The sequence below is a fragment of the Paenisporosarcina sp. TG20 genome, assembly GCF_000286315.1.
Classification (GTDB): Bacteria; Bacillota; Bacilli; order Bacillales_A; family Planococcaceae; genus Paenisporosarcina.
This window is the reverse complement of the sequence record NZ_ALJG01000293.1, coordinates 1-18,106: the sequence shown is the minus strand read 5'-3', so window position 1 is coordinate 18,106 and position 18,106 is coordinate 1. Positions and strand designations below refer to the sequence as shown.

17 protein-coding genes and 1 riboswitch are annotated in these 18,106 nt (G+C 39.2%); of the genes, 1 reads left to right on the top strand and 16 read right to left on the bottom strand.

The window, feature by feature from the left end; genetic code table 11:
- Positions 1–293: 293 nt before the first annotated feature.
- The 14 genes from purD to B371_RS0110005 form a co-directional block, all read right to left on the bottom strand.
- The gene (gene purD, locus B371_RS0110070; RefSeq protein ID WP_019414187.1) at positions 294–1,547 is read right to left on the bottom strand and encodes a phosphoribosylamine--glycine ligase; all 1,254 of its coding nucleotides are present in this window, start codon (positions 1,545–1,547) and stop codon (positions 294–296) included.
- Between the two features lie 152 nt (positions 1,548–1,699).
- Positions 1,700–3,235, bottom strand: coding sequence for a bifunctional phosphoribosylaminoimidazolecarboxamide formyltransferase/IMP cyclohydrolase (purH, locus tag B371_RS0110065; RefSeq protein ID WP_019414186.1), 1,536 nt, complete (start codon positions 3,233–3,235; stop codon positions 1,700–1,702).
- Between the two features lie 256 nt (positions 3,236–3,491).
- A complete protein-coding gene (gene purN / locus B371_RS0110060; protein ID WP_019414185.1) occupies positions 3,492–4,064 on the bottom strand; it encodes a phosphoribosylglycinamide formyltransferase in 573 nt (190 codons plus the stop codon).
- Positions 4,057–5,118 carry a phosphoribosylformylglycinamidine cyclo-ligase gene (purM, locus tag B371_RS0110055; protein ID WP_019414184.1) on the bottom strand — a complete coding sequence of 354 codons (1,062 nt, stop codon included), beginning with the start codon at positions 5,116–5,118 and terminating at the stop codon, positions 4,057–4,059. The genes purN and purM overlap by 8 nt, the downstream gene beginning before the upstream one ends.
- A 12-nt stretch (positions 5,119–5,130) precedes the next feature.
- Positions 5,131–6,552: an amidophosphoribosyltransferase gene (gene purF, locus B371_RS0110050; RefSeq protein ID WP_026023018.1), complete on the bottom strand. Its 1,422-nt coding sequence runs from the start codon at positions 6,550–6,552 to the stop codon at positions 5,131–5,133.
- Positions 6,528–8,759, bottom strand: coding sequence for a phosphoribosylformylglycinamidine synthase subunit PurL (gene purL, locus B371_RS0110045; RefSeq protein WP_019414182.1), 2,232 nt, complete (start codon positions 8,757–8,759; stop codon positions 6,528–6,530). The genes purF and purL overlap by 25 nt, the downstream gene beginning before the upstream one ends.
- Positions 8,743–9,429, bottom strand: a complete 687-nt coding sequence (gene purQ / locus B371_RS0110040) for a phosphoribosylformylglycinamidine synthase subunit PurQ (protein ID WP_019414181.1) — start codon at positions 9,427–9,429, stop codon at positions 8,743–8,745. Before purQ ends, purL begins: the two co-directional genes overlap by 17 nt.
- A complete protein-coding gene (gene purS, locus B371_RS0110035) occupies positions 9,426–9,680 on the bottom strand; it encodes a phosphoribosylformylglycinamidine synthase subunit PurS (protein WP_019414180.1) in 255 nt (84 codons plus the stop codon). Before purS ends, purQ begins: the two co-directional genes overlap by 4 nt.
- Positions 9,677–10,393 carry a phosphoribosylaminoimidazolesuccinocarboxamide synthase gene (gene purC, locus B371_RS0110030; protein WP_019414179.1) on the bottom strand — a complete coding sequence of 239 codons (717 nt, stop codon included), beginning with the start codon at positions 10,391–10,393 and terminating at the stop codon, positions 9,677–9,679. The genes purS and purC overlap by 4 nt, the downstream gene beginning before the upstream one ends.
- A 14-nt stretch (positions 10,394–10,407) precedes the next feature.
- Positions 10,408–11,703, bottom strand: coding sequence for an adenylosuccinate lyase (purB, locus tag B371_RS0110025; RefSeq protein ID WP_019414178.1), 1,296 nt, complete (start codon positions 11,701–11,703; stop codon positions 10,408–10,410).
- A 15-nt stretch (positions 11,704–11,718) separates the two neighbouring features.
- Positions 11,719–12,843 carry a 5-(carboxyamino)imidazole ribonucleotide synthase gene (gene purK, locus B371_RS0110020; protein WP_019414177.1) on the bottom strand — a complete coding sequence of 375 codons (1,125 nt, stop codon included), beginning with the start codon at positions 12,841–12,843 and terminating at the stop codon, positions 11,719–11,721.
- Positions 12,840–13,328, bottom strand: a complete 489-nt coding sequence (gene purE, locus B371_RS0110015; RefSeq protein ID WP_019414176.1) for a 5-(carboxyamino)imidazole ribonucleotide mutase — start codon at positions 13,326–13,328, stop codon at positions 12,840–12,842. The genes purK and purE overlap by 4 nt, the downstream gene beginning before the upstream one ends.
- Before the next feature lie 240 nt (positions 13,329–13,568).
- A riboswitch (purine riboswitch) is annotated at positions 13,569–13,669 on the bottom strand.
- Positions 13,670–13,760: 91 nt separating this feature from the next.
- Positions 13,761–13,955 (bottom strand): NETI motif-containing protein, encoded by a 195-nt coding sequence (locus B371_RS0110010; protein WP_019414175.1) that lies wholly within the window; start codon positions 13,953–13,955, stop codon positions 13,761–13,763.
- A complete protein-coding gene (locus B371_RS0110005; RefSeq protein ID WP_019414174.1) occupies positions 13,952–14,494 on the bottom strand; it encodes a DUF2179 domain-containing protein in 543 nt (180 codons plus the stop codon). The genes B371_RS0110010 and B371_RS0110005 overlap by 4 nt, the downstream gene beginning before the upstream one ends.
- Before the next feature lie 1,156 nt (positions 14,495–15,650).
- On the opposite strand from B371_RS0110005, the gene B371_RS0109995 reads away from it, so the two are divergent.
- Complete coding sequence (locus tag B371_RS0109995) at positions 15,651–16,178, top strand: hypothetical protein (RefSeq protein ID WP_019414172.1); 528 nt, start codon at positions 15,651–15,653, stop codon at positions 16,176–16,178.
- Positions 16,179–16,381: 203 nt separating this feature from the next.
- Here B371_RS0109995 and B371_RS0109990 read toward each other — a convergent pair whose 3' ends face one another.
- Positions 16,382–16,915: a hypothetical protein gene (locus tag B371_RS0109990; RefSeq protein ID WP_019414171.1), complete on the bottom strand. Its 534-nt coding sequence runs from the start codon at positions 16,913–16,915 to the stop codon at positions 16,382–16,384.
- A gap of 260 nt (positions 16,916–17,175) precedes the next feature.
- Complete coding sequence (locus tag B371_RS22425) at positions 17,176–17,856, bottom strand: DUF3221 domain-containing protein (RefSeq protein ID WP_019414170.1); 681 nt, start codon at positions 17,854–17,856, stop codon at positions 17,176–17,178.
- Positions 17,857–18,106 lie beyond the last annotated feature (250 nt).

The following is an 18,106-nucleotide window of genomic DNA, read 5'->3' as shown; positions in this document are numbered from 1 at the left end:
ATACAGGGTTCTTGTCACTTTATAGTCATATACTTTCTTATTTTGTAGGAAAAACCGGGCAAAATTTGCCCGGTCCTTAAAGAAAGTACACAGTATCCACTTTGGTTTATGTTATGATTTTCGTTGCAGACGGACGCCTTCCGCGCGCGGTCCGCCTGGAGCGCAAATCAGCCGTATCATACTAGAACCTACTCCTTAAAATACCGGGAATATTGGATTCATGGCTCACTAAATTTATATACTTTCTTCAAAAAGACTGTCCCAAAATAATTTGGTGGCAGTCTTTTTCATTATTATAACGCACGCCATCCAATATCTGTTCGATAGAAGAAACCTTCCCAATTATATTCAGCTAATGCAGCGTACACTTGTTGTTCAGCTTGTTTTAAAGTAGAGGATTTTGAAGTTACCAAGATAACTCGACCACCATTACCAACAAAATACCCATCCACTTCTTTCGTTCCAGCATGGAATACTTGAATGTCTTTGTTAAACTTTGAGAAGTCTGGTAGGATAGCACCTTTTTTCACTTGCCAAGGATAGCCATATGACGCAATTACAACACCAAGAATTGCATCATTTGACCACTTTAATTCAAATGGTTTTCCGTTAAGAAGTGCCGTCATAAATTGGCCAAAATCAGAAGTCATTCGTGGTAAAACTACTTGCGTTTCAGGATCTCCAAATCGGGCATTAAACTCGATTACTTTTGGACCATCATCCGTTAAAATTACCCCTGCATATAAGATTCCTGAAAAAGGCGTACCTTCAGTAGCCATCGCTTCAACTGTAGGTAAGACAATTGAATCATAGGTTTGTTGGATAACCGATTCTGGTAGATGGGGAACTGGTGAATAAGCGCCCATACCACCCGTATTAGGTCCTCTATCACCGTCATATGCTCGTTTATGATCTTGGGAAATGACCATCGGATAAATTTGACCGTTATGCACGAATGACATATATGAGAATTCTTCACCTTCCAAGAATTCTTCAATGACTACACGTGAAGAAGACTCGCCGAACTTTTGGTTACCAATCATATCCTCAACAGAATAAATAGCCTCTTCCAAAGTCATCGCCACGATAACGCCTTTACCCGAAGCAAGGCCATCTGCTTTTATTACAATGGGCGCACCCATTTTTCGAATATAGTCTTTCGCTTCATTTACATCTGTAAATGTTTCATAAGCAGCAGTTGGAATATTGTATTTAATCATTAATTCTTTCGCAAACGTTTTACTTCCTTCGATTTGGGCTGCTGCTTTCGTAGGACCGAAAATACGTAAGCCTTGTGCTTCGAAATAATCCACAATGCCTTCAGCAAGAGGTTGTTCGGGTCCAACAAACGTTAAATCTATTGCATTTTCATGAACAAACGCAGTCAATATATCGAATTCTAACGAGTCAATCGCTACACAAGTTGCATCTTTCTTCATCCCGTCATTCCCAGGGGCAACAAACACTTCTGTAACAGATGGAGAGTTTTTAAATTGACGTACAATGGCATGTTCACGCCCACCACTACCAATAACAAGTACTTTCAAAAGAATCCCTCCCTTTTATAAGTGTTTAATAAAGCGCAAAAGAGCCAGTTTTGGAACGCAGCCTAAGTTCACCACGTCCTGATGCGACAGCTGCATGACCTGCTTCGTGCAGTTCTCGTCGTACAATATTGATCTGGCTTGTCGAACTTCCTTTAGTGTTTGAAGTGGCGAACGCCTGTAAACACCATAGCAATACCATATTCATTTGCTTTTTGAATAGAGTCTTCATCTTTTACCGAACCACCTGGTTGGATAATTGCCGTAATCCCCGCTTTAGCAGCAGTTTCTACTGTATCACTCATTGGGAAAAAGGCGTCTGAAGCTAGAGCCGCACCATGTGCTTTATCAGCAGCTTGCTCTAAAGCAATCTTCGCTGCTCCTACACGGTTCATTTGTCCTGCACCAACCCCAAGTGTCATTTGAGCATCTGTAATAACAATTGCATTGGATTTCACGTGTTTGACCACGCTCCACCCAAGTTTTAGGGCTGCCCATTCTTGTTCGCTTGGTTGACGTTCAGTTACGACACGCACATCTGCTTCTGCAAATCCGTAAGTATCTGGTTGTTGCAGTAATAAGCCACCTTCAATTGAAACGGTATTCCATTTATCTTTTTTATGTTGTTCAAATGGAATCGTCAATAATCGAATGTTTTTCTTCTTCGTTAAAATGGCTAATGCTTCTTCTGAATACGAAGGGGCTATGATAATTTCTAAGAATATCCCTGATAATTGTTCAGCCGTTTTATCATCAATTTCACGATTTAATGCAACGATGCCTCCAAAAATAGACATACTATCTGCTTCGTAGGCTTTGGAGAATGCTTCAGCAATTGTTTCACCTGTACCAACGCCACATGGGTTCATGTGTTTAACCGCTACTGCTGCTGGAAACTCAAATTCTTTGATGATTTGAATGGCGGCATTGGCATCTTGTATATTATTGTATGAAAGTTCTTTGCCATGTAGTTGTTGTGCATTTGCAATTGAAAAATCAGATCCTAGCGAACTCTTATAGAACGCTGCTTTTTGATGTGGATTTTCACCGTAACGAAGCGGTTGTTTTAGTTCATATGTAAATGTGACTTGCTCGGGAAATTCTTCTCCAGCTAATTCTGTTAAAAATCCTGAAATATATGAATCGTAAGCAGCTGTATGACGGAATACTTTTGCAGCTAAACGACGTCTTGTCTCCATCTTAGTTTTACCCTCAGCTTTTAATTCTTCTAAAACAGCAGGATAATCAGTTGCATCTGTTATGACCGTAACATAAGAATGATTCTTCGCAGAGGCTCTCAGCATTGCAGGTCCACCAATATCAATATTTTCTATCGCATCTTCAGCTGTTACATTTGGTTTTGAGATAGTTTCACGGAATGGATACAAATTCACACAGACCACGTCGATAGGCTTTATGCCATGTTCGTTCATTTGCGCTTGATGATCAACATCGTCGTGCTTCGCAAGTAGGCCCCCATGAATCATCGGATTCAATGTTTTGACACGACCACCTAATATTTCTGGAAATCCTGTAACTTGATCAACCGGTGTAATGGCCACACCATTTTCTGATAAATATGCTTTTGTACCACCTGTTGATAAAATCTCATAACCTAATGCCTCTAATTCTTTTGCAAATTCTAGAATTCCTGATTTGTCTGACACACTAATAAGCGCGCGTTTTGCCATGAAAGATTCCTCCTTTTATATGAAAGATTGGAGATTTAAAGTGTTGTAAGAAACTTAATTTCGCGATGGATGCCTTGGTGTTCCAGTGGATACTCGTCGCAAAATGCAGTGCTAAGAAAAATACAAAGAAACGAAGTCGAAGAACGCAGTGTCCTGCTCCAGTGGTTACTCGTCGCAAAATGCTGTGCTAAGAAATCTTGTCGCAATGCCTTCATGACCCACATCCTGTGGTTCTCGTCTTCGTGACCCTATTGCCCTACCGGCTCCATAATTGCTGCAATGTTTTTGTATAGAGTTCATGTTCAACTGCATGAATTCGTTGTTCTGTTTGTTCACGGTCTAAGTCTACAATTTCAATAGCTTGTTGTGCTAAGATTTTTCCTGTATCCATCCCAGCATCTACATAATGTACGGTTACACCTGTTACTTTCACGCCATGTGCCAGAGCTTGACCAATCGCGTCTTTACCTGGAAAAGATGGCAGAAGTGATGGATGGATGTTGACGATTTTATGAGGAAACGCATCTAATATTGTTTCTCCAATTAAGCGCATATATCCCGCTAACACTATCCATTCTACTTCAAGCTGTTGTAACTCCTTCAAAATGGCCGCCTCATAATCCGCTTTTGAAGAAAATTCTTTTGGATTGAAAGCTATGACAGAAACATCGGCAGCTGTTGCACGTTCCACTACATATGCTTGAGGTTTATCCGTCACAACTGCTACGATTTCGGCATGTAAATCTCCTGCTTTTGATGCGTCCATGATGACTTGAAAATTACTTCCACTTCCAGAAGCAAAAATCGCCACCTTTGGCTTATTATTCATTGACTAAAGTCCCGTCATGAGAGCCCTTAAAGTGAACACCTTCACCCTCAATAACTCGGCCTATCACATAAGCATTTTCACCGTTTTCAACAGCTATTTGAATGGCTTGTTTTGCTTGTTCTTCAGGAAGTGCAATGACAAAACCAATACCCATATTAAAGACACTATATAAATCACGGTCTGCTAAAGACCCTTTTTCTTTCAACATTGAAAATACTGGTAAGACTGGCCATGAGCCTAAATCAATTTCTACACCTAAGTCAGCTGGCATCATACGAGGCAAGTTTTCGTAAAAACCTCCACCTGTGACATGTGCCATGCCATGAACATTAAGCAATCCATGAATAGCTAATACTGGTTTTGCATAGATTTTTGTTGGTTCCAGTAATGCTTTACCGATATGCCCTAAATGTTCGTATCCTGCAACTAAGGAATCAATTTCATAACCTTGATCGGCAAAGACGATTTTACGCACAAGAGAGAAGCCATTTGAATGAATTCCACTAGAAGCAAGTCCAACAAGTACATCACCTGTTTGAATATGCTCGCCTGTTACAATATTCGACTTTTCAGCAACTCCTACAGCAAAACCAGCAATGTCATATTCATCTACTTCATAAAGGCCCGGCATTTCAGCTGTTTCACCACCGATGAGTGCAGCACCTGCTTGAACACAACCATCCGCAACCCCTTTTACAATTTGCTCAATCTTCTCAGGTTGAGCTTGACCTACTGCTAAATAATCAAGGAAAAATAATGGTTCTGCACCTTGAGCTACGATGTCATTAACGCACATTGCTACACAGTCAATCCCTATTGTATCGTGTTGATCCGTCAAAAATGCTAATTTTAATTTGGTTCCAACGCCGTCCGTACCCGATATTAAAACAGGTTCTTTATAATTAAGTGATGACAAATCAAACATGCCACCAAACCCGCCAAATGCACCCATTATTCCTTTGCGTGCAGTGCGATCCACATGTGACTTCATTCGTTTAACAGCCTCGTACCCCGCTTCAATATTTACACCCGCTTGTTCATATGCTTTCGACATCTATGTTACCTCCTAACGAACCAATTCTTTTTTATGCGGTAAAATCGTATCCGGGTAAATATCTGTCGGATAACTATTAGTGAAGCATGCTAAGCAATGTCCCGCTTCAGGTCCTTCTTCGGTTCGACCGATTGCGCGCACCGTTCCTTCCACTGATAGGAAAGTTAATGAATCGGCTCCTATTAAAACACGCATTTCTTCGACGCTATTCTTTGAAGCAATAAGTTCTTCACTAGAGCTTATATCAATTCCGTAAAAACATGGGTTTTTAATTGGTGGTGAGCTAATAACAACATGTACTTCTGTCGCTCCTGCTTCTTTTAACAGGGTGACAATTCGTCTAGACGTTGTTCCACGAACTATGGAATCATCCACCATCACAACTCGTTTTCCATTCACCACTTGGCGGACAGGAGATAACTTCATCTTCACACCACGCTCACGTAAGTCTTGCGAAGGTTGGATAAACGTTCGTCCCACATACCGGTTTTTAATAAGGCCTAATTCGTATGGGATGCCTGTAGCTTCTGAGAAACCAATGGCAGCAGAAATACTAGAGTCTGGAACTCCTGTTACAACATCAGCTTCTATTTCTACTTCTGACGCTAACTCTTTGCCTAAACGTTTTCGTGCCATGTGAATATTTATCCCATCGATATCAGAATCCGGACGTGAGAAGTAGACATATTCCATCGTACAAATCGCACGTTTCGCTGGTGGAGCAAACCGTTCTGCTCTCATTCCTTCATCGTTGATAATAAGGAATTCTCCAGGCTCAACTGATCGAATATATTCTGCACCAATGATATCGAATGCGCAGGTTTCAGATGCCACAACCCAGGCATCCCCTAATTTCCCTATAGACAGTGGTCGTAATCCGTTTGGATCAAGCGCAATGGTCATTTCGTCTTCCGTCATCATGACAACTGCAAACGCACCTTTAAGGAGTGATAATGCATTTTTAGCTCGTTGTTCAAATGTGGCATATCCACTTTTCTTAATTAAATGTGCTAATACTTCTGTATCTGAAGAAGATTGAAATATACTTCCTTGTCGTTCTAAATGTCTTTTTAAAGAGGTCGCATTAACCAAATTACCATTGTGTGCAATTGCTAAACTACCTGTAGAAGAGCGGAACAACAGCGGTTGCACATTTTCAATTCCTCTACCACCTGCTGTTGCATAACGGACATGTCCAATTGCGCCATTTCCCTGTAAGTGGTCAAGTTTGCCCTCGGTAAACACTTCATTTACAAGACCTTCACCTTTAACCGCTTGAAGCGCGCCTCCATCACTAACTACGATTCCTGCGCCTTCTTGTCCACGATGTTGCAAAGCGTGAAGTCCATAATACGTAATTTGTGCTGCGTTCGAATCTCCCCAAATTCCAAAGATGCCACACTCTTCGTTTAACCCTCTGAGTTCAGCAAGCATGGTATTGCTCCTTTCCAAGCGGACCGGAATTCTTCAACAGAACCTGACACCCACTCTTCGCCATGTTCATTTCGAATTACGACGGACGTATCTGATGTGACCGTTCCAATTTTCACAGCATCTTTTACAATTTCTTCAAAGGCTTGTGCATGTTGTTCTTGTACTGTAATGATGAAACGTGATTGTGATTCACTAAATAAAGCAGTAATAGCCGAACCAGATATCGTTACGTCTACACCAAGATTTTGTTTACCAAACGTTTTCTCAGCTAATGCAACCGCAAAACCACCTTCAGCAATATCATGTGCAGATGCAACTTTACCAGACTGGATAGCTTTTAAAAGTGCGTTTTGACGAGTTACTTCTACATCCAAATTAATCTTAGGAGCTTTACCGAAAATACGTCCTTCCACCATCTTTTGTAATTCACTACCGCCGAATTCGGTCATTGTTTCTCCGATTAGATAAACGAAGTCACCAGCTTCTTTCACATATTGTGTCGTTACGTGTGACAGGTCTTCAACTAATCCAACTAAACCAATGGTTGGCGTTGGGTAGACAGCGACTCCACTGCGTTCATTGTAAAGTGATACGTTCCCACCGATTACAGGCGACTCAAGTGCTAGACATGCAGCAGCCATTCCGTCAGCTGACTTTTCTAATTGCCAGAAAATCTCTGGGTTTTCTGGATTCCCGAAGTTTAAGCAATCGGTAATTGCCAGTGGTTTGGCACCTGAACAAACGACGTTACGTGCTGCTTCTGCTACCGCTATTTTCCCACCCGTTTCCGGGTCCAAGTAAATGTAGCGAGAGTTACAATCTGTTGTCATCGCTAATCCTTTGTTCGTGCCACGAACACGAACTACAGCTGCATCTGATCCAGGCGTTACTACTGTGCTAGTGCGCACTTGGTAATCGTATTGTTCATATACCCATTCTTTTGATGCTATGGTCGGTTGTTTTAAAAGGTTTATTAACGTTTCTTTATAGTCAGCGACTTGAGGTTCAACGTTTTCCATCGCTTGATATTCTGTGTAATAAGCAGGAACACTTGATGGTTTATAATAAACTGGTGCTTCTTCTGCTAAAGCATCTGCAGGAACATCAGCTACAACTTCACCTTTGTGAAGTAAACGAAGCATTTTATCGTCAGTTACACGACCAACTGCAACTGCATCTAAGTCATACTTCTCAAATAGCACTTCGATTTCCGCTTCATGCCCTTTTTTCACTACAATTAACATACGTTCTTGTGATTCAGATAACATCATTTCGTATGCCGTCATCCCTGTTTCGCGTTGTGGGACTAAATCTAAATTCATTTCAATACCGAAGCCTGCTTTGGATGCCATTTCAGCTGCAGAAGATGTTAATCCAGCCGCACCCATATCTTGGATACCAACTAGAGAGTCTAATTTCACAAGTTCCAAACACGCTTCAAGTAACAGCTTCTCCATGAATGGATCCCCAACTTGAACGGCAGGGCGTTTTTCTTCAGAAGCTTCACTTAATTCTTCAGAAGCAAATGTTGCTCCGTGTATGCCATCGCGACCTGTTTTTGCCCCAACATACATCACGGTATTGCCAACTCCAGATGCAACGCCTTTTTGAATGTCTTCGTGGTTGATTAACCCGACACACATCGCGTTTACTAATGGATTCCCGGCATAACAATCGTCAAACTGTATTTCTCCACCAACAGTCGGAATCCCGATACAGTTACCGTAACCTGCAATCCCAGCAACCACTTCTTCAAATAAATAACGAACGCGTGGTGATGTTAACTCACCAAAGCGTAGTGAATTTAACATTGCGATCGGACGTGCACCCATGGAAAATACGTCACGAATGATCCCACCCACGCCAGTCGCTGCTCCTTGATAAGGTTCAATAGCAGATGGGTGATTATGCGATTCCATTTTGAATACAACAGCTTGTCCATCCCCAATATCAACAATTCCAGCACCTTCACCAGGACCTTGTAACACGCGCGGACCAGTAGTTGGGAACTTACGTAGAATAGGTTTAGAGTTTTTATAAGAACAATGTTCTGACCACATAACAGAAAATAATCCTGTTTCTGTATAGTTTGGCAGACGCCCTAAAATCTTTTCAACCATTTCAAATTCGCTATCGGGCATACCCATTTGAGCATATAGTTTTTGTTCTTTAATTTGCTTTGGATTTGGTTCAAGCATGACTGACATGAGATTCCCTCCACTGTTTAACGATTGATTTGAAAAGTGCTAAACCATCTGTGCCACCAATTAATTCATGAACGGCACGCTCTGGGTGAGGCATCATCCCTAAGACATTTCCTCGTTCGTTGATAATGCCTGCAATATCATTCACACTGCCGTTAGGATTATCATTTGTGTAAGTGAACACAATTTGATTATTCGCTTTTAATGAGGCAAGTGTTTCTGCATCGCACGTATAATTCCCTTCACCGTGAGCGATAGGTATGTTGATCACTTCATCTTTTGCATACTGACTTGTAAACATCGTATTGTTATTCTCAACTACTAATTCAGATGTTCTGCACATAAACTTCAAATTCTTGTTGCGCAGTAGTGCTCCCGGAAGAAGTCCGGCTTCCGTTAGAATTTGGAACCCATTACAAATCCCAAGTACAGGTTTACCTGCATCCGCAGCTTTTTTCACTTCACTCATTACATTTGAAAATTGAGCAATAGCTCCACAACGCAAGTAATCACCGTAAGAGAATCCACCTGGTAATAAAATCCCGTCAAAAGCACTTAAATCTTTCGTATCGTGCCACACGTACTCAGCTTCTTCACCAAGCTCGTCTTTTATCGCATGATACATATCTAAATCACAGTTCGATCCTGGGAATACGAGGACTGCAAATTTCATTTTCTAACAGCCTCCTCAACATCGTATCGATAATCCTCAATAACTGTGTTGGTTAGTAGTTTTTCACACATTTCTTTTACGATCTCGTCTAGTGGCCGGTCAGAATCATCTACTTGAAGTTCCAAGTATTTCCCTATGCGTACGTCTTCAACTTGATTATAGCCCATTGTATGGAGCGCCCCCATGACTGCTGAGCCTTGTGGGTCTAATACGCTTTCGCGAAGAGTGACATAAATTTTTACTTTTTTCATTGTGTGATTCCTCCTAGACGGGATAGTATTATTTCGTATGCGTCCTTTAATTGTCCTAAATCTCTACGGAACACGTCTTTGTCTAACTTTTGTTTTGTTTTTTCATCCCATAAGCGGCATGTATCAGGTGAAATCTCATCAGCAAGCAACACATTGCCATTTTCATCGCGGCCAAATTCCAACTTAAAATCAACTAGAATGACGCCGATTTCTTTGAATAGTCGTGTTAGCACTTCATTGATTTGTAATCCCTTTTCATAAAGAGCTTTCACTTCAACTGGTGTGGCAATGTTCAATAGTTCAATATGCTCTTCAGTAATGAGCGGATCTCCTAGTTCATCGTCTTTGTAGTAGAACTCAACTATCGGGCGTGCGAGTTCCACTCCTTCTTCAAGTCCAAGACGCTTAGCTAGACTTCCTGCAGCAATTTGACGAACAACGACTTCGATTGGAATGATGTCTACCTTTTTCACTAACTGTTCATGATCAGATAATTGTTCAACAAAATGGGAGTCAATGCCTTCTGCTTTAAGTTTCTCAAACAGTAAAGTTGTAATTCGATTGTTTAACATGGCTTTTCCAGCAATTTCAGCTTTCTTTTCTCCGTTAAACGCAGTAGCACTATTTTTATATTCCACAAAAAGGATATCTTCTTTGTCTGTTGTGTATAATCGTTTCGCTTTACCCTCATACAAAAGTTGACCTTTTTCCACGTGTATTCCCCCGATTAGTTTAGTCCGAGACGTTCAAATATCATATCTACATGTTGGATGTGATAGTTATAGTCGAAGCAATCGTCTAATTCTTCTTTAGACAAGTATGATGTAATTTTTTCGCTGTCATCGACAACTCCACGGAAAGCAATTTGATTTTCCCAAGCCTCCATTGCACATGGTTGAACCGTATCATACGCTTCTTCTCGAGCTAATCCTTTATCTATCAATGCTAGAAGCACTCGTTGTGAATAAATCAACCCAAGCGTACTATCCATGTTACGTCTCATATTGTCTGGGAATACCGTTAAGTTTTTCACAATGTTGCCAAAACGGTTAAGCATGTAGTTTAATGCGATTGTAGCGTCTGGCAGAATAACACGCTCTGCTGATGAATGTGAAATATCACGTTCATGCCATAATGGTACATTTTCATAAGCAGTTAACATATATCCGCGAATTAATCTTGCAAGACCCACCATATTTTCAGAACCAATCGGGTTGCGTTTATGTGGCATTGCTGAAGATCCTTTTTGACCTTTTGCAAAAGATTCCTCTACTTCACGCGTTTCTGATTTTTGTAAGCCTCGCACTTCTGTTGCAAACTTCTCTACAGATGTTGCGATTAGCGCAAGTGTACTCATGTATTGAGCATGTCGATCGCGTTGAAGTGTTTGTGTTGAAATCGGTGATGCAGCAATTCCTAAGTTGTCACATACATAGGTCTCTACGAAAGGATCAATGTTTGCATATGTTCCAACTGCACCAGACATTTTACCCGTTTCAATTGACTTAGCAGCTGCTTCAAAACGTTCCAAGTTACGTTTCATTTCTTCATGCCATAATGCTAGCTTTAATCCAAAAGTAGTTGGCTCAGCGTGTACACCATGTGTACGTCCCATCATTACTGTGAATTTATGTTCTTTTGCTTTATTCGCTAAAATTTCAATGAAATTATTTAAGTCTTTACGAAGAATGACATTTGCTTGCTTAATAATATAAGAAAGAGCCGTATCTACGACGTCAGTAGAAGTAAGACCATAATGTACCCATTTGCGTTCTTCGCCAAGTGTTTCAGAAACAGCACGTGTAAATGCTACTACATCATGGCGTGTTTCCTCTTCAATTTCTAAAATACGTTTAACATCAAATGATGCATTCGCGCGAATCTTGGCTACGTCTTCCTTAGGGATATCTCCTAATTCAGCCCAAGCTTCACATGCTAAGATTTCAACTTCTAGCCAAGCTTGGTACTTATTCTGTTCTGTCCAAATTGCTCCCATTTCAGGTCGTGTATAACGTTCTATCATATATATGTTCTCCTTCTATTCTGACCAAATGTCAGAATGCTCGATTTCTTGTAATGTTTTATTTATATCATCGGTTAAAATGGTTACATGCCCCATTTTCCGTTTCACTTTAGCTTCGTTTTTCCCGTAAAGATGAATCGACCAATTCGGATATTTTGAAATAGCGTTTGATAAAGGTACGACATGTTCTCCAAGCACATTTACCATCACTGTGGATTGGTGTAGAACTGGTTTACGAAGTGGCCAGCCACAAATCGCACGTATATGTTGATGAAACTGTGAAATGGAACTTCCTTCTATTGAATAGTGTCCCGAATTATGTGGACGAGGTGCTAGCTCGTTAATGACAATCGTTTCATCTTCTAAAACAAACATTTCCACTGCCAACGTTCCGACTAACTTCAAATGATCTGCGATTTTTTCTGCAGCAATTGTAGCTTGTGTCAAAACCGACTCTGATACTCTAGCTGGAACAATCGTTTCATGTAAAATATGATGTTTATGGATATTCTCGCCAACAGGTAAACAATATGTTTCCCCGTTTCCATTGCGCTGGACGATGACAGAGATTTCTTTTGTGAAAGGAACAAACACTTCTGCAACACAAGCACCGTGTTCAAATAGTGGTTCGGCTAGCTTTAAATCACTCATTGAATTTAACAGTACTTGTCCTTTGCCATCGTAGCCACCAAATGCCGTCTTAACGATACAAGGGAAACCAACTTCAACAATTAATTCATTCAATTCTATAAGACTTGTAGCAGAAACATAATTCGCAACTGACACACCTGCTTCACGAATTGCAGCTTTCTCAGTAATACGATTTTGTGTAATTCTAACAAGCTCAGCCCCTTGAGGCACGTAAGCATATTCAGTAAGGCGTTTTAATCCCTTATAGTCAATGTTCTCAAATTCATACGTAATGACATCGCTCACTTCTGCTAATTCCTCTAATGCAGTTTCATCATTAAAAGCAGCAACAATTTGAATATCTGCCACTTGGCCACAAGGCGAATCCATAGTCGGATCAAGTACGGCTATTTTAAATCCTGCTTCCTTAGCAGCTAAAGCCATCATACGTCCTAATTGACCACCACCAATAATCCCAATTGTTTGTCCTGGGTAAACGGTTTTTGTCATCGTAAATCACCATTGCTTTCAAAAACCTTTTCTGACGTTGCTTGTCGTCGCTGATCTAAACTTTGCACTAACGTTTGATCCGTCATCGCCAACATTTGTGTTGCAAGTAAACCAGCATTTATTGCACCTGCTTTACCAATCGCCACTGTAGCTACCGGCACACCCGCGGGCATTTGAACGATTGAAAGGAGTGAATCCATTCCACTCAACGCTTTCGACTGAATAGGAACTCCGATAACTGGCAACGTTGTTTTAGAAGCAACCATCCCCGGTAAATGAGCAGCACCACCAGCACCCGCTATGATTACTTGAATCCCTCGATCTCTCGCTGAGTGAGCGTATTCAAACATTAAATCTGGCGTTCGATGTGCAGACACTACCTTTTTCTCATATGAGACTTGCAATTCGTCTAATATGTCACATGTATGCTTCATTGTTTCCCAGTCACTCGAGCTTCCCATGATAACGCCAATTTTTGGATTCATTGAAAATCTCTCCTTTATTTATGTTTGAAACACCAGTATGTGTATAAGATGCTAGTTAAATCGCTTTCTCTTTCTGTAATGCCTGTAAGTAGACACTACTGTTATATATTTACAACGTAAAAATCCTCAAATAAACTGCTCACTATGCGGTGAAAAGCAGGTTACTTGAGGACTCTAAAATTAGGTTATGAATTGCTGTCATATATGTAAACATATGCAGACTCACATCCCTCGTTTTATCCAAAAGTTGCTTTCCCGCATAGTCCGGTCATTTACGGTGACCTGGTAGAGACGCTAAAGCCAATTCTTTAGCATATATGGGGATATTAATGTTTCTATATTTATATTTTAACAAGAGCCAAGCCATGAGTCAATGCGAAAATACGAACAATAATAATTCAGAAAACAATATCGTTCGTCTTTAAGACATTTTTATGGTTCCTCTGAGATGTACGTACCTTTAAATTGAATGATTTGTCTAATAGGAGAATATTCACCATTCGTTTCTTCAAACAGCGGTTGCTCTCTTCGACCTGTTGCTATGTAGCCTTCGTTCTTCATACGTTCCAAACATTCTTCAATTGTCTCATTCTCTTCCACTTCAAACCACACTGTCTTTTTCTTCATTTGAACAGGTTACCCCTTTTAACTGTTTTCACCCAGAATCCTCCGTGAATTGCTTTCGGTTCATACGTAATAATAAAGGCTTTAGGATCTAACTCCTTAATGGTTGCGTATAGCTTCAATTCATACTTACGCGGTGTCAAAATCTGCATTGATTTACGAACACCTTCAAGACCATTCGCATCCCAATCCGTTACTCCATATCCTCTATCGCGCAATAACCCAGGCAAAGCTTTATTTTCTTCAGTTGTAATCACATTTACTGTAATATAACCAAGTGCCATTTTCTCTTCAATCTTTGTACCAACTATAACACCTGTTCCGTATCCGATAGCATAAGCCACTAGATTTTGAATCTCATCCAGATTATCCAACACCAGGCCAAGTCCAAGTACATAAACAATTACTTCAAAAATACTAATAAAGGCAGCAAAATAACGATACCCTTTTAGCGTCAATATCATACGAACAGTAAAAAACGTCACATAAACAATATTTATACTAAATATAATTAAGATCATTAATAACGCATCTGTACTCATAATAATCTTCCCTTCATATTAACCATTCAGCCCTATCTTATTAAAGATTTGTATATAATTCAAGGGTTCTAACTGTTCTTATATAAAGGAAGATGTTATTAGTAGCACATATCAGGAATTTTAAGAACATCTGGTGACTTACAAGTTGGATTATCTGTGTTTGGGAAATGTATCGTTTAGTTTACCTTATTTTACCTATTCCAACTTGAGAGGTGATTTTTCCAACTTGGAGCTCAAAAATTCCAACTTGGACTTCCATTTTTCCAACTTGGACTCGATATTTTCCAACTGAGCAATCGCTCGCCAAAGTTTTCAATATGAAAAGGATGAAAATGTAACATTTTTTTCTTTGATTTTTAAAAATCATTCTAAAAACATCTAAATATTACTAAAATAAGTGACAATGACTTCACTCAACTCATTTTGCTTCGGCTGGACTAGTGAATCGAAACTTACTACATAAGAAAAACCGGCCAAGTACGCCCGATCCTTTATAAGATAGCCTTCTATTAAAGTCTAGTGATTTCCGTTACAACGCACTTTCATGTTTCGAAGCAAGCGTAGCGATGCAGAAACATGCCGGACGCTTTCCGTGGGCGGTCCCGTGAGCCTCCTCGGGCCAACAGGATGTTGGTCACGAAGGCTTCGCCACACGACGTGGCGTTCTTAGCCTTCGTTCCATTGTGCGCTAGCTGCGGGGTCTCACCGGACTCGCTTTTCCCAGTGGAGTCGCCGCCTTTCACTACAATCATTCACCTGTTTAAAAATCGACATTGATAACAATATAGTTTTAAAAGTATATATAAAAAATCGTCCGATCTTTTAAAATGAAAGTACTCATTCCTAAATTAAATAGAATTTCTAAACAAGAATGTATCACTGAAAAAAATTAATTTTCTCTAAGAGGAAACCTACGTTTCTAAAGAAGGAAATCATGTCTCCATATATAAAAAACCATGAACACTGAGTTCATGGCACATCAATTTTATATACTATCTGTTGTTTTAAAAATAAATGACCGAGAATGCAATTTCGGGCGTCTGTTCCTTTGTATCATAAGATTCTTTCCAATACGTGTGATAAACTTTAACTATCAGAATTTATCGATTAATGTTTGAGGCAAGCCAGAGGATTATCTAGGAAGGGAGAAGTTTTTATGAAGAAAGTAATACTATTCTTATTTATGTTTTCATTGATAATTGGAATGGGTTATGGAATTGCAAGTGCGAAATCGCCTACTGAAGGTTCGAAACTACAAGTAATAGCAGTAAACACAGGATTTAATAAAGATGGGAATGCAATCATGAAGGTATTCTTCACATATAAGTTAGATGGACATCCAATATTCCCCCAGCAACATACGGTTAATATAACTTGGAATGAAGGTTGGAAATTAGAAGGCTATAACTTAAAGTCTAATGGGAAGTACAGTAAAAATGACTTAGTAGTATCACCTTTTAATTATAGTGGAAATATAGATTTAGAAATTGATGCAAACAACAATTTTGATAAAAGTGGCTTAGGTGAAGGATATGTAATACTAACTTCGGCAAACAAAGAACTACTTAGTAGTAGTATTAAATCTAGTACAAGTATCAATTTCTATTATCGAAGCTTAGTTAAAGACTTCCAATTGAGTGATTCTACAGCATGGGATAATGCTGATGCCCTAAGATTAAATTAAGTAGGTACAATACAAAATAATAAAGTGAACTTCTATAAAAAGAAGTTCACTTTGTTTTAAATCTACAGTGTTCTTTAACATAATTTTTTAAGAGTGATCTGTCACAACTCTTATTCTCCTAACCATGCTATAACATTAGTAACATAATCAGCTATGCTTATCTTATCTAATTAACAAGTTCCATTATATAAAATGTATCAGAATTAATATTTAGGCTTTTGTTGATTCTTCACAGCCTCTTTAAATTCAGTCAATACTTCCTCTTTAAAAGATTTATCTTGCTTTTCCTTAGCTAGAACATTTCCATATTTGGGTGTAGTGATTCTATATTCCCCAATTATGTCATCGTATCTTAAGATTAAGACATAAGAATTACCTTCTACTAAATAATCGTCATCTTCAAACTTTATGATACCTTTTTTAAAATTATCATATCCTATTCGTTGGACAATAGTAATTGTACTAGATTCTAAAGCACCTTTGATCTCCTCTTGAACCTCAATTGAGTAGGTAGTGATAGGTCCGATGTCATCCTTTGTTTCTTCCAGCTTACTAACAACTTCGCCGATTACCACGTGTTCAGCATCCCCGACGAGTAATTTCTTATCGGTTACATTGAAGGCAAATTCTGCTTCAAGACCAAGTACTCTGTCAGGCTTATAAAAGGTAAATCCTAAACCGCAAGCAACAAAAGCTGCTGTGAATATCAAAATAAAAATCTTCATTTTCTTTTTCATTCAAAATAACACCTATCCTTAAAATTACAAATAAAATTAGTCCACTCTATCATGAGGCATTAAGGTGATTATTTAACTTTGCTGAGCTGGTTTTTAAGCAATTTCTTCACAATCTTTTTCGGGTTTAATATAAATATCCCATTAAAATATAGGATTATTCTTAAGATATGGGAGAGCCCATCCAGATTATTTTGCTACAAATCAATCAACCTTTTCCTTTAACAAACCAAAAATTAATGAATACTTAGATATGTCTTTATTTATTTTTGGTCAATTTTAATATATCTTGCCCATTCCTCGTTGGGTCCTGAATCATCAATTATAAACAAGTCTCCGCTAGGTTCCTCAATAAAAATTTCTTCACCATTCATAGTACCATCACCTTCTCCAGTAACAGTATTGGTTGATGTTATTGTATCTAGATCTAGCTCTTCTTTAGAATATACGTTTTCTAGCGTGTATTTTTCTCCTCGATGAATAATCCACGCTACAGGTAGACCAGGTAATATTGTTCCTTCTTGAGTTGTTTCTTGCACAGGATCTTCCGGAATAATGTTAATTTGCTTAGCTGTTGCTTGAACAGGAAGAGATTCTTTAACTGGACCCTCAAAAAAGACGTTAACATACATTCCCACTTCTAGACTTTCATAATCAGTGAGATCATTAATATAGATTTTAGTATCAGTTTTTACGGTAACAACAGCCTCTTTATACTTAGCACCATTATCTTCAGGACCTTCAACCATAATGGTTCCCGCAATAGCCTCATCATTACTTGTAGTAATTTCAACAATATTTCCAGCAACCCCATATTCAACAAACTGACTATTATCAGATGAAGAAGGATCTCCATTAACAGTTGATGGATCTCCCCCATCATCAGTTCCACATCCTACAAGAGCTACTAATAATGTAACTAATATACTCATTTTTATCATCATATAGATTCCGCCCTTCTTTTAAAATTAGACGGATAATTCAAAATAAAGTTACAACATATGAGGAGATCAATCATACAAGGGAAAAGTCCCCACCTAGCATCGGTTTAGGGGAAGCAATCGATTAATGGTAAATTTCTACGTCATCCACCAGGAGTTTCTCTTTATAACCTAGAACTCTTTCCTACTCCTCTTTCTCAGTTCACTTTTTAATCCCATTCGAAAAAACACACAAAAAAAACCAATACCCTTT

Excerpts from the sequence above, each read along its gene's own strand:
- purS (WP_019414180.1), bottom strand. The coding sequence starts at position 9,680 with ATGAAAAAAGTAAAAATTTATGTCACTCTTCGCGAAAGCGTATTAGAC.
- purM (WP_019414184.1), bottom strand. The coding sequence starts at position 5,118 with ATGTCGAAAGCATATGAACAAGCGGGTGTAAATATTGAAGCGGGGTAC.
- purN (WP_019414185.1), bottom strand. The coding sequence starts at position 4,064 with ATGAATAATAAGCCAAAGGTGGCGATTTTTGCTTCTGGAAGTGGAAGT.
- purK (WP_019414177.1), bottom strand. The coding sequence starts at position 12,843 with ATGACAAAAACCGTTTACCCAGGACAAACAATTGGGATTATTGGTGGT.
- purQ (WP_019414181.1), bottom strand. The coding sequence starts at position 9,429 with ATGAAATTTGCAGTCCTCGTATTCCCAGGATCGAACTGTGATTTAGAT.
- purE (WP_019414176.1), bottom strand. The coding sequence starts at position 13,328 with ATGAATCCAAAAATTGGCGTTATCATGGGAAGCTCGAGTGACTGGGAA.
- B371_RS22425 (WP_019414170.1), bottom strand. The coding sequence starts at position 17,856 with ATGATGATAAAAATGAGTATATTAGTTACATTATTAGTAGCTCTTGTA.
- B371_RS0109995 (WP_019414172.1), top strand. The coding sequence starts at position 15,651 with ATGAAGAAAGTAATACTATTCTTATTTATGTTTTCATTGATAATTGGA.
- purB (WP_019414178.1), bottom strand. The coding sequence starts at position 11,703 with ATGATAGAACGTTATACACGACCTGAAATGGGAGCAATTTGGACAGAA.
- purL (WP_019414182.1), bottom strand. The coding sequence starts at position 8,759 with ATGTCAGTCATGCTTGAACCAAATCCAAAGCAAATTAAAGAACAAAAA.
- purH (WP_019414186.1), bottom strand. The coding sequence starts at position 3,235 with ATGGCAAAACGCGCGCTTATTAGTGTGTCAGACAAATCAGGAATTCTA.
- B371_RS0110010 (WP_019414175.1), bottom strand. The coding sequence starts at position 13,955 with ATGAAGAAAAAGACAGTGTGGTTTGAAGTGGAAGAGAATGAGACAATT.
- B371_RS0110005 (WP_019414174.1), bottom strand. The coding sequence starts at position 14,494 with ATGAGTACAGATGCGTTATTAATGATCTTAATTATATTTAGTATAAAT.
- purF (WP_026023018.1), bottom strand. The coding sequence starts at position 6,552 with ATGCTTGCTGAACTCAGAGGGTTAAACGAAGAGTGTGGCATCTTTGGA.
- B371_RS0109990 (WP_019414171.1), bottom strand. The coding sequence starts at position 16,915 with ATGAAAAAGAAAATGAAGATTTTTATTTTGATATTCACAGCAGCTTTT.